Source organism: Piscinibacter sp., from assembly GCF_050175855.1.
Lineage (GTDB): Bacteria > Pseudomonadota > Gammaproteobacteria > Burkholderiales > Burkholderiaceae_C > Piscinibacter.
This window is the reverse complement of record NZ_JBFXIO010000014.1, coordinates 1-14,737: the sequence shown is the minus strand read 5'-3', so window position 1 is coordinate 14,737 and position 14,737 is coordinate 1. Positions and strand designations below refer to the sequence as shown.

Below are 14,737 nucleotides of genomic sequence, written 5' to 3'. Positions count from 1 at the left end.
GGAGTCCGACAACATGACCACGATGAACGCATCCCGGCGCCTGTTCCTGCGCCATGCCGGCGTGATGTCGGCGCTCGGCGCGGCCGGCGGCCCGCTGGCGCTGAACCTCACGGCGCTCGGCACCGCCTCGGCGCAGACGGCGTCCGACTACAAGGCGATCGTCTGCATCTTCCTGTTCGGCGGCAACGACAGCATCAACATGGTGCTGCCGACCGATGCGAACTCGTTCGCCAACTACACGACGCTGCGCAGCCAGGCGCCCGACTCGATCGCGTTGCTCGCCGCGGGCACGGCAGCCAATGCCGGCGCGGCCAACGGGTCGCCGGCGCGGCTGGGCGGCGTGCTGCCAATCTCGCCGGCCAATGCGCAGGGCCGCAGCTTCGCGCTGCACCCGGCGATGGGCACGCTGCAGGCGATGTTCGACACCGACCGGCGCCTGGCCATCCTGCCCAACGTCGGCCCGCTGATCCTGCCGACCAGCAAGACGCAGTACAGCCAGTCCAGCCACCCGAAGCCGGCGAGCCTGTTCTCGCACAACGACCAGCAGAACACCTGGCAGTCGTTCCAGCCCGAAGGCGCCACGGTCGGCTGGGGCGGCCGCATGGGCGACATGCTGGCCTCGATGAACAGCCGCACGGTGTTCACCTCGATCACCGCCGGCGGCAACGCCGTCTGGCTGTCGGGCAACGAGGTGCGCCAGTACCAGGTGACCAACAGCGGTGCGATTCGCATGGGCACCAACGCCAACGGACAGATCTATGGCTCGGCGGCGGTGGGCCAGGCGATGGAGCGCATCGTGATGACCACGCGCGGTGGCCATCTGCTCGAGACGGATCTCTCCGCCGTGGCGGCGCGTTCAATGCAGGCCGAGTCGCTGCTGCGCAACGCGCTGAAGCCGGCCAGCGACCCGCTGTTCGGCACCGCGCCGGCCTCCGGCAACTACAGCGCGACGAACGACCCCAAGCTGCGCTACCCCGACCCCAACAACCCGGCCACGACACTCGCCAACACGCTGGCGCAGCAGCTGCAGATCGTGGCGCGCATGATCGAGGCCAGCGGCAGTGCCGACATCGGCGCGAAGCGCCAGGTGTTCTTCGTCAGCATGGGTAGCTTCGACACCCACGACGCGCAGAACAACAACCACGCGCAGCTGATGGCGCGGCTGGCGCACGCGCTGCGCTATTTCGACGACACGCTCGGCGCGATGGGCGTGCGCAACCAGGTGACCACCTTCACGGCCAGCGACTTCGGGCGCACCTTCACCAGCAACGGCGACGGCACCGATCACGGCTGGGGCGCGCACCACTTCGTGGCCGGCGGTGCGGTGCGCGGCGGTGACCTGTACGGCACCTTCCCGATCTACGGTGCCAAGAACGCCAACAACAACAACTTCGACAGCAGCCCCGACCAGCTCGGCAACGGCTCGCTGCTGCCCACCACCTCGGTCGATCAGCTCGGCGCGACGCTCGGCAAGTGGTTCGGGCTCAGTGACACTCAGTTGCTCGATGTCTTCCCGAACCTTGCAAACTTCAGCAATCGCGACCTCGGGTTCATGAACCCCACCTGAATGAGCAAGGAACTGTCTCCCGGCGCCGTCCCGCAAGGCGGTGCACCTTCCCGCACCGTGTGGCTGATCGCCGGCGTGCTCGGTGCGGCCTCGCTGGCCGCCGGCGCCGGCATGCTGGTGCGCAACGGCCTGCCCCCACCTTCGGGCCAGCCCCTGCCCGAGAAGTCCGCCGCCGCCGATGCACGCGGGGCCGGCAAGCCAGCGCCAAAGCTCGCGGCCGCACCGCGTGCAGCCGCGCCCGCCGCAGTGTGCCGCGAATGCGGCGTGATCGAGTCGGTGCAGGCGGTCACGCGCAAGGGCGAAGCCACGGGCCTCGGCGCGGTGGCCGGTGGCGTGCTCGGCGCGGCGGTGGGCAACCAGATGGGCAAGGGCAACGGCCGTGACGCGATGACGGTGATCGGTGCGGTCGGCGGCGGCGTGGCCGGCCACGAGATCGAGAAGCGGGCCAAGAGCACCACGGTGCACGTGGTGAAGGTGCGCATGGACGACGGCTCGCTGCGCACCATCGAGCAGGCTGCCTCGGCCCGCGCGGGCGAGCGGGTGATCGTCGAAGGCAACAAGATGCGACCGATGCCGGCCGGCCAGGGCTGAGCATCGCAGCGAACGGGCTCCGCCCTCAGCGCAGCACCAGCACGCGCCGGTACTGGATCGCCTCGGCGAGCTGCGGCAGCGTGATCGCCTCGCTGCCGGCCAGGTCGGCGATGCTGCGCGCCACCCGCAGCACGCGGTGGTAGCCGCGCGCCGACCAGCCCAGGCGCTGCGCGGCGTTCTCCAGGAAGGCAGTGCCGGCCGCGTCGAGCGCGGCATGGCGCTCCAGCGCTTCGCCGGCCAGGCCGTGGTTGAGCACCCCTTGCCGCTGCCGCGCGCGTTCGCGGGCGGCGGCCACACGCGCGGCGATGCGAGCGCTCGGCTCGCCGTCGGGCGCCTGGCCCAGCGTGGCCAGCGGTACGGCAGGCACTTCGACCTGCAGGTCGATGCGGTCGAGCAGCGGGCCGCTGAGGCGGCTCTGGTAGCGCGCCGCTTCGTCGGGGCTGCAGCGGCAGGCCTGCAAGGGGCTGCCCAGCTGTCCGCAAGGGCAAGGGTTCATCGCTGCGATCAGCTGGAAGCGCGCGGGGAAGTCGGCCTGCCGCGCGGCGCGCGAGATCGTGACCCGGCCCGTCTCCAGCGGTTCGCGCAGGGCTTCGAGGGCAGAGCGCGGGTATTCGGGAAGCTCGTCCAGAAACAGGACGCCATGGTGCGCCAGCGAGATCTCGCCCGGCCGCGGCGGCGAGCCGCCGCCCACCAGCGCCGCCGCCGAGGCGCTGTGGTGCGGCGCGCGGAACGGCCGCTCGCCCCAACGATGCCCGGCGCCGTGGGCGTGCAGGCTGAGCAGCGCCGCCGATTCGATGGCCTCGTCGGGCGTCAATGGCGGCAGCAATGAGGCGAACCGCTGCGCCAGCATCGACTTGCCGCTGCCGGGCGGGCCGATCATCAGGAGGCCGTGGCCGCCCGCCGCGGCGATCTCCAGCGCGCGCTTGGCGCCGGCCTGGCCCTTCACGTCGATCAGGTCGGGCCAGGCAGTGTGTTCGGGCTCGAGCCGCGGCTGCGCCAGGGGCAGCGGCTCGGCGGCGTCGCCCGGTTGGAGGGCGCGCACCACGTCGAGCAGGTGGCCTGCCGCGTGCACGCGCACCCCATCGGCCCGGGCCGCCTGCTCGGCGCTCTCGGCCGGCAGCACCATCGCGCGCCGCGGCGTCGCCTCGTCGTGGGCCGCAGCCAGCGCCATGGCCAGCGCGCCACGCACCGGGCGCAGCTCGCCGGCCAGCGAGAGTTCGCCGGCGAACTCGAAGGCGTCGAGCCGGCTCGCATCGAGCTGGCCGCTGGCGGCGAGGATGCCCACCGCGATCGGCAGGTCGAAGCGTCCGGACTCCTTGGGCAGGTCGGCCGGGGCCAGGTTGACGGTGATGCGCTTGTTGGCCGGCCACTCCAGGCCGCTGGTCTGCAGCGCGGCACGGACACGCTCGCGAGCTTCCTTCACCTCGGTGTCGGCCAGGCCGACCAGCGTGACGCTGGGCAGGCCGTTGGCAAGGTGGACCTCCACCGTGACTGGCGGCGAGCGCAGCGCATCGAGGGCGCGGCTGTGGACGACGGCGAGCGACATGCGGCGCATTCTTCGCGGCGGACCCGGCCATGTCCTTCCCCCTCGCGGGCGCTGTGCGGGGGCCCCTGGAAGGGGGTGCGCTACAGTCGGCGCCAAGGCCTCCGCACTGCATGAACCTCACCCAGCTGCGCTACTTCGTCCGCGTTGCCGAGATGGGCAGCTTCAGCAAGGCCGCCATCGAGCTGGACGTGGCGCAGCCGGCGCTCAGCCGCCAGGTGCGCCTGCTCGAGACCGACCTGCGGGTGACCCTGCTGCAGCGCACCGGCCGCGGCGTGGTGCTCACGGAAGCCGGCAAGCGGCTCTACGACCACGCGGTGAGCATCCTGCAGCTGGTGGCACATGCGCGCGAGGACATCAGCGCCAACCGCGGCGAGGCCACAGGCCGCATCGTCATCGGCCTGCCGCCGAGCATGGGCCGCATGCTGACGCTGCCGCTGGTCGACGCCTTCAAGCAGCACCTGCCGAAGGCGCGGCTGGCGATCGTCGAGGGCTTGTCGGCGCACATCGTCGAGTGGATCTCCACCGGCCGTGTCGACCTCGGCCTGGTGCACAACCCCGACGCCAACCCGGCCATCGAGACGCTGCACGTGCTCGACGAGCCGCTGTGCCTCGTCAGCGCGGCCAAGGGGCCGGCACGCAAGCTCCCACCGCTTCCGTTCGCCGAGCTGACGACGCTGCCGCTGGTGCTGCCCGAGCCCAGCCACGCCATCCGCAAGCTGCTGGAGACGCAGGCGGCGCTGGCCGGGCTGAAGCTCAACATCGCCTACGAGGTCTCCAGCGTCAGCGCCATCCTCGAGCTGGTGCGCAGCGGCCACGGCCATGCGGTGCTGGCGCCCAGCGCCATCGCCGCCTCGGGCCAGGCGGCGGCGTTCCGCATGCGGCCGCTCGCCGAGGGCGTGCTCACCAGCACGCTGTGCATGGCGGTGTCGGCGCACAAGCCGGCCACACCCCTGCTCAAGCAGGCGATGCGGCTGCTGCGCGAGCTGGTGCAGGCCAGCGTCGCGAAGCCGGGCGTCCATAACAGGATGCGATAGCTGCTAGCGGGGGGCTCGCTTGGCGGCGCCAGGGGCCGGCCGCAGAATCGGCCTCCCTTTCCGACGATCTTTCCGCGATCTTCCCGCGAGTGCGCGCGACCATGTCCTCCCCGATCACCGGCATTTCCTCGATGGCCACCCGCGCGTTGCTGGCCGACCTGTCGGCCGCCTACACGCAGCGCACCGGCACCGCCGTGGCGATCGAATCGGTGGGAGGTGTCGATGCCGCCAGGCGCGTGCAGGCCGGCGAGGCCTTCGACGTGGTGGTGCTGGCCTCCGACGCGCTGGCGAAGCTGGCGGCGTCCGGGCACGTCGTGGCCGGCAGCGTGGCCGCGCTCGTGCACTCCGGCGTGGCGGTTGCCGTGAAGGCCGGGGCGCCGCGCCCCGACCTGTCGAGCGAAGAGGCCGTCAAGCGCACCGTGCTGGCGGCCCGCTCGATCGGCTACTCCACCGGCCCGAGCGGCACGGCGCTGCTGCAACTGTTCGAGCGCTGGGGGGTGATGCCGCAGCTTGAGGGCCGGCTGGTGCAGGCGCGCGCCGGCGTGCCGGTGGGCACGCTGGTGGCCAGCGGCGAGGTCGAGCTCGGCTTCCAGCAGCGCTCGGAGCTGATCCACGTTCAAGACATCGCCCTGGTCGGTGATCTGCCCGAGTCCATCCAGATCGACACCGTCTTTTCCGCCGGCGTGTGCACTGCCTCGGCGCAGCCCGACGCGGCACGCGCGCTGATCGCCTTCCTCGCCTCGCCAGAGACGGCGGACGCCAAGCGCCGCCAGGGCATGGCGCCGGCCTGAGTTTCCAGGAGACACCCGATGATCATCGACATCCACGGCCACTACACCACCGCGCCCAAGGCGCTGGAGGCGTGGCGCAACCAGCAGATCGCCGGCATCAAGGACCCATCGCAGAAGCCGAAGGTCGCCGACCTGAACATCTCCGACGACGAGATCCGCGAGACGATCGAGACCAACCAGCTCGCCAAGATGCGCGAGCGCGGCAGTGACCTCACGGTGTTCAGCCCGCGCGCCAGCTTCATGGCCCACCACATCGGCGACTTCGAGGTGTCGAGCACCTGGGCGGCAATCTGCAACGAGCTCTGCTTCCGCGTCTCGCAGCTGTTCCCCGAGCACTTCATCCCCGCGGCGATGCTGCCGCAGAGCCCGGGCGTGGATCCGAAGACCTGCATTCCCGAGCTGGTGAAGTGTGTCGAGCAGTACGGCAACGTGGCGATCAACCTCAACCCCGATCCCTCCGGCGGCCACTGGAAGGAGCCGCCGCTGACCGATCGCCACTGGTATCCCATCTACGAGAAGATGGTCGAATACGACATCCCGGCGATGATCCACGTCAGCACCTCGTGCAACGCCTGCTTCCATACCACCGGCGCGCACTACATCAATGCCGACACCACGGCGGTGATGCAGTTGATCCAGGGCGACCTGTTCAAGGACTTCCCGACGCTGAAGTTCGTGATCCCGCACGGCGGCGGCGCCGCGCCCTACCACTGGGGCCGCTACCGCGGCCTGGCGCAGGAGCTGAAGAAGCCGCTGCTGAAGGACCACCTGCTGAAGAACATCTTCTTCGACACCTGCGTGTATCACCAGCCGGGCATCGACCTGCTGACCAAGGTGATCCCGGTCGACAACATCCTGTTCGCCAGCGAGATGATCGGCGCGGTGCGCGGCATCGATCCCGAGACCGGCTTCAACTACGACGACACCAAGCGCTACATCGAAGCCAGCACGCTTCTGACGCCGGCGCAGAAGCAGCAAATCTACGAGGGCAATGCGCGGCGCGTCTATCCGCGCCTCGACGCGGCCTTGAAGCGAAAGGGGAAGTGAGATGTACGAACTCGGAGTCGTCTACCGCAACATCCAGCGCACCGAGGCGGGCGTCGCCGACGGCCTGGCGAAATTCGGCAGCGCCACGGTGCACGAGGCCATGGGCCGCGTCGGCCTGCTCAAGCCCTACATGCGCCCGATCTACCCCGGTGCACAGGTCTCCGGCACCGCGGTGACGGTGCTGTTGCAGCCGGGCGACAACTGGATGATGCACGTGGTGGCCGAGCAGATCCGCCCTGGCGACATCGTGGTGGCGGCGGTGACGGCCGAGTGCACTGACGGCTACTTCGGCGACCTGCTGGCCACCAGCTTCATGGCCCGCGGCGCGCGCGCTTTGGTCATCGACGCCGGTGTGCGCGACGTGAGGACGCTGCAGGAGATGGGCTTCCCGGTGTGGAGCAGGGCGATCAGCAGCAAGGGCACCATCAAGGCGACGCTCGGATCGGTGAACATCCCGATCGTGTGCGCCGGCGCCTACGTGACGCCGGGCGATGTGATCGTCGCCGACGACGACGGCGTGGTCTGCGTGCCGCGTGCCATGGCCGCGAAGACGCTCGAAGCCGCCGCCGCTCGCGAGGCCAACGAGGGCGAGAAGCGCGCCAAGCTGGCCAGCGGCGTGCTGGGCCTGGACATGTACAAGATGCGCGAGCCGCTCGAGCAGGCCGGCCTGAAGTACATCGATTGAACATGGCCACCATCGCGCTCATCGGCTATGGCGAAGTCGGCCGGATCCTTGCGGAAGACCTGCGCGCGCGCGGCGAAGCCGTGGTTGCCTTCGACCTCAAGCTCTCCGACGAGCGCGGTCGGCCGCTGCGCGAGCATGCGTCGTCGCACGGCATCGCACTGGCCACCTCGCACGCCGACGCGGTGCGCGGCGCCGACCTGATCGTCTCGGCCGTCACCGCCAGCCAGGCCGTGACCGTGGCGCAGGCCTGTGCGCCGGGCGTGAAGCCGGGCGCCTTCTTCCTCGACTTCAACTCCGCCTCGCCGGGCGCGAAGTGCCGTGCCGCGGAGATCGTCAACGCCGCCGGCGGCCGCTACGTCGAAGGCGCGGTGATGACCTCGGTGCCGCCCTACCGCATCCAGGTGCCGCTGCTGCTCGGCGGGCCCGATGCAAAGGCGCTCGAGCCGCTGTTGAAAGGCCTCGGCTTCGCCGCCAAGGTGGCCAGCGAGAAGCTCGGCGTGGCCAGCGCCACCAAGATGTGCCGCAGCGTGATGATCAAGGGCCTGGAGGCCATGGTCATCGAGAGCTTCACCGCGGCGCGCCACTACGGCGTGGAAGACGCGGTGATCGCCTCTCTGAAGGAGACCTTCCCCGCGATCGACTGGGAGAAGCAGGCCGCCTACTTCTTCCAGCGGGTGATCGAGCATGGCCGGCGCCGCAGCGAGGAAGTGCGCGAGGTGGCCGAGACCGTGCGCGAAGCCGGCCTCGAACCCTGGAGCGCCGCCGGCACCGCCGAGCGCCAGGCCTGGGTGGCTGATCTCGCCGACGCCGGGCTGTTTGGCGACCGTGGCGCGAAAGACTTCGCCCGCAGCGCCGACTGGCGCACCGAGGCCGACCGCATCCTGACGCACCTGAAGCAGAGCGATTGATGGAATTCACTAAGACTCCCGGCTGGCTGGACTGGTACGCCGGCCCCAGCAAGCCCGCCTTCCAATTGCCTTCCGGCAGCGTCGACGCCCATTGCCACGTCTTCGGCCCGGGCGCCGAGTTTCCCTACGCACCGGAGCGCAAGTACACGCCCTGCGATGCGAGCAAGGCGCAGCTGTTCGCGCTGCGCGACCACCTCGGCTTCGCGCGCAACGTGATCGTGCAGGCCACCTGCCACGGGGCGGATAACCGCGCGATGGTCGATGCCTGCATCGCGTCGAATGGAAAGGCACGCGGCGTGGCGACCGTCAAGCGCAGCGTCAGCGACGCCGAACTGCAGCAGCTGCACGCGGCCGGCGTGCGCGGTGTGCGTTTCAACTTCGTCAAGCGCCTGGTGGACTTCACGCCCAAGGACGAGCTGATGGAGATCGCCGGGCGCATCGCCAAGCTCGGTTGGCACGTGGTGATCTACTTCGAGGCGGTCGACCTGCCTGAGCTGTGGGACTTTTTCACCAGCCTTCCCACCACGGTGGTGGTCGACCACATGGGCCGGCCGGACGTGAGCAAGCCGGTGGACGGCCCGGAGTTCGAGCTGTTCGTGAAGTTCATGCGCGAGTATCCGAACGTGTGGAGCAAGGTGAGCTGCCCGGAGCGTCTGAGCATGTCGGGACCGCCAGCCCTGAACGGCGAGCGCCATGCCTATCGCGACGTGATTCCCTTCGCGCGGCGCATCGTTGAAACCTTCCCGGATCGTGTGCTGTGGGGCACCGACTGGCCGCATCCCAACCTGAAGAACCACATGCCCGACGACGGACTGCTGGTGGACTTCATCCCGCACATCGCCACCACGCCCGAACTGCAGCGCAAGCTCCTCGTGGACAACCCGATGCGCCTCTACTGGCCCGAGGAGGTCTGAACCATGGCATTGGACAAGCCCTACAAGAACATCCCCGGCACGACCATCTTCGACGCCGAGCAGTCCCGCAAGGGCTACCACCTGAACCAGTTCTGCATGTCGCTGATGAAGGCCGAGAACCGCGCGCGCTTCAAGGCGAACGAACGGGCCTACCTCGACGAGTGGCCGATGAGCGAGGAGCAGAAGCAGGCCGTGCTGGCGCGCGACCTGAATCGCTGCATTTCGCTCGGCGGCAACATCTACTTCCTGGCCAAGATCGGGGCCACCGACGGCAAGAGCTTCCAGCAGATGGCCGGCAGCATGACGGGCATGAGCGAAGAGGAATACCGCAACATGATGATCAACGGCGGGCGCGACCCGAAGTGGGGAAGGACCTGAACATGGCGCGCATCACCGCCTCCGTCTACACCAGCCACGTGCCGGCCATCGGCGCGGCCATCGACCAGGGCAAGGCCGGCGAGCCGTACTGGCAGCCGCTGTTCAAGGGCTACGAGTTCTCCAAGCAGTGGATGAAGGAGAACACTCCCGACGTGATCTTCCTCGTCTACAACGACCACGCCACGGCCTTCAGCCTGGAGATGATCCCGACCTTCGCGATCGGCTGCGCCGCCGAGTTCCAGCCGGCCGACGAAGGCTATGGCGCGCGGCCGGTGCCGAAGGTGATCGGGCATCCGGAACTCGCCTCGCACATCGCGCACAGCGTGATCCAGGACGACTTCGACCTCACCATCGTCAACAGGATGGATGTGGACCACGGCCTGACCGTGCCGCTGAGCCTGATGTGCGGCCAGCCGCAGGCCTGGCCGTGCCCGGTGATCCCCTTCGCCGTCAACGTGGTGCAGTACCCGGTGCCTTCGGGCAAGCGCTGCTTCCAGCTCGGCCAGGCCATCCGCCGCGCGGTGGAGAGCTACGACGAGCCGCTGAAGGTGCAGATCTGGGGCACCGGCGGCATGAGCCACCAGCTGCAGGGCCCGCGCGCCGGGCTGATCAACAAGGAGTGGGACAACCGCTTCCTCGACCGCCTGATCGCCGAGCCGGCGGAGCTCGCCAAGGTGCCGCACCTGGAGTACGTGACCGAAGCCGGCAGCGAAGGCATCGAGCTCGTGATGTGGTTGATCGCTCGTGGGGCGATGAGCGACGTCGCCGGCAGCGGCAAGCCGCCGAAGGTCGCGCACCGCTTCTTCCACGTGCCGGCCTCGAATACCGCCGTGGGCCACCTGATCCTGGAGAACCAATGAGCAAGACGATTCGTGTGGCGCTGGCCGGTGCCGGCGCCTTCGGTATCAAGCACCTCGACGCCATCAAGCTGATCGACGGCGTGCAGGTCACCTCACTGATCAGCCGTGACATCGACAAGACGAAGGAGGTGGCATCCAAGTACGGCATCGGCCACTGCACCACCGACCTGGCCGACTCTCTGGCGCGCCCCGACGTCGACGCGGTGATCCTGTGCACGCCGACGCAGATGCACGCCTCGCAGGCCATCGCCTGCATGAAGGCGGGCAAGCACGTGCAGGCGGAGATCCCGCTGGCCGATTCGCTGCGCGACGCCTATGCAGTGGTCGAGATGCAGAAGCAGACGGGGCTGGTGGCGATGTGCGGCCACACGCGGCGCTTCAACCCCAGCCACCAGTGGGTGAGGAAGAAGATCGTCGCCGGCGAGTTCAACATCCAGCAGATGGACGTGCAGACCTATTTCTTCCGTCGCACCAACATGAATGCGCTCGGCCAGCCGCGCAGCTGGACCGACCACCTGCTGTGGCACCACGCCGCGCACACGGTCGATCTGTTCGCCTACCAGGCGCGCTCACCCGTCGTGAAGGCCAATGCGATCCAGGGTCCCATCCATCCGGCCCTGGGCATCGCGATGGACATGAGCATCCAGCTCAAGGCGGCCAGCGGCGCGATCTGCACGCTGAGCCTGTCGTTCAACAACGACGGCCCGCTGGGCACCTTCTTCCGCTACATCGGCGACACGGGCACCTACATCGCGCGCTACGACGACCTGGTGACGGGCAAGGACGAGAAGATCGACGTGTCCAAGGTCGACGTGTCGATGAACGGCATTGAGCTGCAGGACCGCGAGTTCTTCGCCGCCATCCGCGAAGGCCGTGAGCCGAACGCCAGCGCGGCGCAGGTGCTGCCCTGCTACGAGGTGCTGCACGACCTGGAGCGCCAGCTCGCGCAGAATTGAGCGGATGAAGACACGGCGGATCGGTCCCTTCGAAGTCTCGGCCATCGGGCTGGGGTGCATGAACCTCAGCCACGCCTACGGCACGCCGCCGCCGGAAGCAGCGGCGCAAGCGCTGCTGCGCGAGGCGCTGGACCTCGGCATCACCTTCTTCGACACCGCCGCGCTGTACGGCTTCGGCGCCAACGAGGAACTGATCGGCCGCACGCTCGCCGCCGACCGCGAGAAGTTCACCCTGGCCAGCAAGTGCGGGCTGCACGGCGTGAATGACGGAAGCGGCGTCAAGCGCGTCGTCGACGGCCGGCCCGAGACGCTCAAGTGGAGCTGCGAGCAGAGCCTCAAGCGCCTGCGCACCGACCGCATCGACCTCTTCTACCTGCATCGCTGGGATCGCAACGTGCCCATCGAGGACAGCGTCGGCGCGTTGGCCGATCTGGTCCGCGAGGGCAAGGTGCGCTCCATCGGCCTGTCGGAGGTGTCGGCCGACACGCTGAAGCGGGCGCACGCCGTGCACCCCATCGCCGCGCTGCAGACCGAATACTCGTTGTGGACGCGCAACCCGGAGATCGCGGTGCTCGAGGCCTGCCGCGAGATCGGCGCCGCCTTCGTGGCCTTCAGCCCGGTGGCGCGCGGCTTCCTCGGCGGCGAGCTGCGCGACGTCGCGACACTCGAAGCCAAGGACCTGCGCCGCAGCATGCCGCGCTTCGAGCCCGCGAACTACGCTGCCAACCTCAAGCTGCTCGACGGCTTCGTCGAGATCGCGGCCGAGCTGCAGTGCACGCCCGCGCAGCTGGCGCTGGCCTGGGTGTTGTCGCGCGGCGAGCACGTGCTGGCGATCCCGGGCACGACCCAGCGTGCGCACCTGCGCGACAACGCCGCGGCGGCCGACATCGGCCTGGCGGCGTCGACGTTGGCGCGGCTGGATGCGCTGATCAACCAGCGCACGGTGGTCGGCGGCCGCTACGACGCCGCGGCGCAGGCCGGCGTCGACACCGAGGAGTTCTGAGCCCGTGGCAGGCAGGCCGACCCTGGTCCTGCTGCCGGGGCTGATGTGCGACCGCGCTGTCTGGGCGGCGCAGGTCGAGGCGCTGTCGGCCACGCACGAATGCATCGTGCCCCACTACGGTACGCTGGACTCGCTGGCCGAAATGGCCGCGCAGGTGCTGCGCGAGGCGCCGCCGGGGCCGCTGGCCGTGGCCGGGCACTCGATGGGCGGGCGCATCGCCTTCGAGATGTGGGCCCTGGCGCCGCAGCGCATCGAGCGGCTCGCACTGCTCGACACCTCGTACCACCCGCTGCCCGAGGGCGAGGACGGCGAGCGCGAGCGCGCCGGTCGCTACGCGTTGCTGGAGATCGCGCGCACCCAGGGCCTCCGCCCGATGGCCCGCGAATGGGCGCGCGGCATGGTGCATGCCGACCACCTCGGCACGCCGCTGTTCGAGGCGGTGCTCGACATGTTCGAGCGCAGCAGCGTGGCCGCCTTCGCAGCGCAGATCGAGGCGCTGCTGACGCGGCGCGATGCCACCGCGCTGCTGGCCACGATCAGCGTGCCCACGCTGGTGCTGTGCGGGCAGGACGACGCCTGGAGCCCGCCGTCGCGCCACGAATTCATGCACGAGCACATCGCCGGCTCGACGCTGGCGGTGATCGAGCGCTGCGGCCACATGAGCACGATGGAGTCGCCCGAGGCCGTGACCGCCGCGCTGCGCGAATGGCTCGCACGCCCCTCGCGGGGTTGAGTCAGGTCAAGACGTGCGGGCCCGCCGCGCGGCTCAATCGCTCTGCGCCCCTGCGGCAAGGAGACGAGCATGAGCCAACCCATTCCCGGCACCACGCTGTTCGACGGTGCGCAAGCCCGAAAGGGCTACGCCTTGAACAAGATGTGCTTCTCGTTCAACGATGCGGCCAACCGCGACGCCTTCCTGCGCGACGAGGAGGGCTACTGCGCGCGCTACCGGCTCACGCCCGAGCAGCGCGAGGCGGTGCGCTCGCGCAACGTGCTGGCGATGATCGCCGCCGGCGGCAACGTCTACTACCTGGCCAAGCTGGCCGGCATCTTCGGCCTGGACGTGCAGGATCTCGGCGCGCAGCAGACCGGCATGACCAAGGACGCCTTCAAGGCGAAGCTGGTCGAAGCAGGGAGGGCCTGAGCATGGCACGCATCGTCGGCGGCATCATGACCTCGCACGTGCCCGCGCTCGGCCGGGCCATCGCGCGCAACCTGCAGGGCGACGCCTACTTCAAGCCCTGGTTCGACGGCTTCCCGCCCGTGCAGCGCTGGCTGGCCGAGGTGAAGCCCGACGTGGCCGTGGTGGTCTACAACGACCACGGCCTGAACTTCTTCCTCGACAAGATGCCCACCTTCGCCGTGGGTGCGGCCCCCGAGTACCGCAACGCCGACGAGGGCTGGGGCATCCCGGTCGTGCCGCCGTTCCAGGGCGACCTCGACCTGTCGTGGCACCTGATCGAATCGCTGGTGCGCGACGAGTTCGACATCACCACCTGCCAGGAGATGCTGGTCGACCACGCCTTTACGCTGCCGATGGCCATGCTCTGGCCGGGCCAGGGCGCCTGGCCGGTGCGCACCGTGCCGGTGTGCGTGAACACGGTGCAGTTTCCGCTGCCGAGCGCCGCGCGCTGCTGGAAGCTCGGCGAGGCGATCGGCCGCGCGGTCGAGGCCTGGCCCGCCGACGCCCGCGTGGTGGTGATCGGCACCGGCGGGTTGTCGCACCAGCTCGACGGCGAGCGCGCCGGCTTCATCAACAAGGTCTTCGACCAGCGCTTCATGGACAGCCTGGTGGCCGACCCGCGCTGGGCCACCCGCTACACCAACACCGAACTGGTGGAGAAGGCGGGTACGCAGGGCATCGAACTTCTGATGTGGCTCGTCACTCGTGCATCGCTCACCGGAAGGGTGACGAAGCTGCACTCGAACTACCACATCCCCATCTCGAACACGGCGGCCGGGCTGCTGCTGCTCGACAACCAGCCGCTCGGCTGAGCACGCGCGCCGCGCCGGGAGGCGCCCGGCGCGCACCAAAACCGGGATTGGAGCGGCCGCGCACGGAATCCGTGCGTGCGCCCGGCATGACCGCGACTCAATGGCGCCTTCCTGGGGCCCCGGGAGGGCGCGCGGTCGTGGCATGGAAGCTGCAGACACGGGAGCGGAGTCTCGAAACCCTCACCAACCCGGAGCCCTCAGCATGAAGAAATCGATCCTCGCATTCGCCGCCCTCGCCGTCTTCGCGGGGGCCGCGTCGGCCGACGGCCTTTCGGCCAACGTCAGCGTGGTCAGCAAGTACAAGTACCGCGGCCAGGACCAGAGCGACACCACCAAGGAATCGGTGCCGGCCATCCAGGGCGGCTTCGACTACACGATGGGCGGCCTGTACAACGGCAACAGGAACTCGTCGATCGGCTTTGCCAACGGCACCGAGATGGACTTCTACGGCGGCTACAAGGG

General features: G+C 69.4%; 17 protein-coding genes. 16 read left to right on the top strand and 1 reads right to left on the bottom strand.

All coding sequences use genetic code 11. From position 1 onward, the window contains the following. The first annotated feature begins 22 nt into the window (after window positions 1–22). Both AB7U92_RS02470 and AB7U92_RS02465 read left to right on the top strand, forming a co-directional pair. Window positions 23–1,567 carry a DUF1501 domain-containing protein gene (locus tag AB7U92_RS02470; protein WP_428574385.1) on the top strand — a complete coding sequence of 515 codons (1,545 nt, stop codon included), beginning with the start codon at window positions 23–25 and terminating at the stop codon, window positions 1,565–1,567. Beyond that, window positions 1,568–2,158 (top strand): glycine zipper 2TM domain-containing protein, encoded by a 591-nt coding sequence (locus AB7U92_RS02465; RefSeq protein WP_428574383.1) that lies wholly within the window; start codon window positions 1,568–1,570, stop codon window positions 2,156–2,158. A 25-nt stretch (window positions 2,159–2,183) separates the two neighbouring features. On the opposite strand, the gene AB7U92_RS02460 is transcribed toward AB7U92_RS02465, so the two are convergent. Then, complete coding sequence (locus tag AB7U92_RS02460) at window positions 2,184–3,704, bottom strand: YifB family Mg chelatase-like AAA ATPase (RefSeq protein WP_428574381.1); 1,521 nt, start codon at window positions 3,702–3,704, stop codon at window positions 2,184–2,186. Window positions 3,705–3,814: 110 nt separating this feature from the next. On the opposite strand from AB7U92_RS02460, the gene AB7U92_RS02455 reads away from it, so the two are divergent. The 14 genes from AB7U92_RS02455 to AB7U92_RS02390 all read left to right on the top strand — a co-directional run. Further along, window positions 3,815–4,738, top strand: coding sequence for a LysR family transcriptional regulator (locus tag AB7U92_RS02455; protein WP_428574379.1), 924 nt, complete (start codon window positions 3,815–3,817; stop codon window positions 4,736–4,738). Between the two features lie 101 nt (window positions 4,739–4,839). Next, the gene (locus AB7U92_RS02450) at window positions 4,840–5,529 is read left to right on the top strand and encodes a substrate-binding domain-containing protein (RefSeq protein ID WP_428574377.1); all 690 of its coding nucleotides are present in this window, start codon (window positions 4,840–4,842) and stop codon (window positions 5,527–5,529) included. 18 nt (window positions 5,530–5,547) lie between these two features. Beyond that, a complete protein-coding gene (locus AB7U92_RS02445; protein ID WP_428574375.1) occupies window positions 5,548–6,576 on the top strand; it encodes an amidohydrolase family protein in 1,029 nt (342 codons plus the stop codon). Window position 6,577: 1 nt separating this feature from the next. Further along, entirely contained in the window at window positions 6,578–7,261 is a 684-nt protein-coding gene (gene ligK / locus AB7U92_RS02440) for a 4-carboxy-4-hydroxy-2-oxoadipate aldolase/oxaloacetate decarboxylase (RefSeq protein ID WP_428574373.1), read from the top strand. A 2-nt stretch (window positions 7,262–7,263) separates the two neighbouring features. After that, a complete protein-coding gene (locus AB7U92_RS02435) occupies window positions 7,264–8,169 on the top strand; it encodes a DUF1932 domain-containing protein (protein ID WP_428574370.1) in 906 nt (301 codons plus the stop codon). Beyond that, a complete protein-coding gene (locus AB7U92_RS02430; protein ID WP_428574367.1) occupies window positions 8,166–9,083 on the top strand; it encodes an amidohydrolase family protein in 918 nt (305 codons plus the stop codon). The genes AB7U92_RS02435 and AB7U92_RS02430 overlap by 4 nt, the downstream gene beginning before the upstream one ends. 3 nt (window positions 9,084–9,086) lie before the next feature. Continuing rightward, window positions 9,087–9,461, top strand: a complete 375-nt coding sequence (gene ligA, locus AB7U92_RS02425; protein WP_428574365.1) for a protocatechuate 4,5-dioxygenase subunit alpha — start codon at window positions 9,087–9,089, stop codon at window positions 9,459–9,461. A gap of 2 nt (window positions 9,462–9,463) precedes the next feature. Further along, window positions 9,464–10,321, top strand: a complete 858-nt coding sequence (locus AB7U92_RS02420; protein ID WP_428574363.1) for a class III extradiol dioxygenase subunit beta — start codon at window positions 9,464–9,466, stop codon at window positions 10,319–10,321. Beyond that, window positions 10,318–11,277 (top strand): Gfo/Idh/MocA family oxidoreductase, encoded by a 960-nt coding sequence (locus AB7U92_RS02415; RefSeq protein ID WP_428574361.1) that lies wholly within the window; start codon window positions 10,318–10,320, stop codon window positions 11,275–11,277. The genes AB7U92_RS02420 and AB7U92_RS02415 overlap by 4 nt, the downstream gene beginning before the upstream one ends. A gap of 4 nt (window positions 11,278–11,281) precedes the next feature. After that, complete coding sequence (locus AB7U92_RS02410; protein ID WP_428574359.1) at window positions 11,282–12,280, top strand: aldo/keto reductase; 999 nt, start codon at window positions 11,282–11,284, stop codon at window positions 12,278–12,280. Between the two features lie 4 nt (window positions 12,281–12,284). Continuing rightward, the gene (locus AB7U92_RS02405; protein ID WP_428574357.1) at window positions 12,285–13,013 is read left to right on the top strand and encodes an alpha/beta fold hydrolase; all 729 of its coding nucleotides are present in this window, start codon (window positions 12,285–12,287) and stop codon (window positions 13,011–13,013) included. Between the two features lie 69 nt (window positions 13,014–13,082). Further along, complete coding sequence (locus tag AB7U92_RS02400) at window positions 13,083–13,424, top strand: protocatechuate 4,5-dioxygenase subunit alpha (protein WP_428574355.1); 342 nt, start codon at window positions 13,083–13,085, stop codon at window positions 13,422–13,424. Between the two features lie 2 nt (window positions 13,425–13,426). Beyond that, window positions 13,427–14,275: a class III extradiol dioxygenase family protein gene (locus AB7U92_RS02395; RefSeq protein ID WP_428574353.1), complete on the top strand. Its 849-nt coding sequence runs from the start codon at window positions 13,427–13,429 to the stop codon at window positions 14,273–14,275. Between the two features lie 202 nt (window positions 14,276–14,477). Further along, window positions 14,478–14,737, top strand: a 260-nt coding sequence (locus tag AB7U92_RS02390) for a TorF family putative porin (protein WP_428574351.1), incomplete at its 3' end; no start/stop codon positions are given.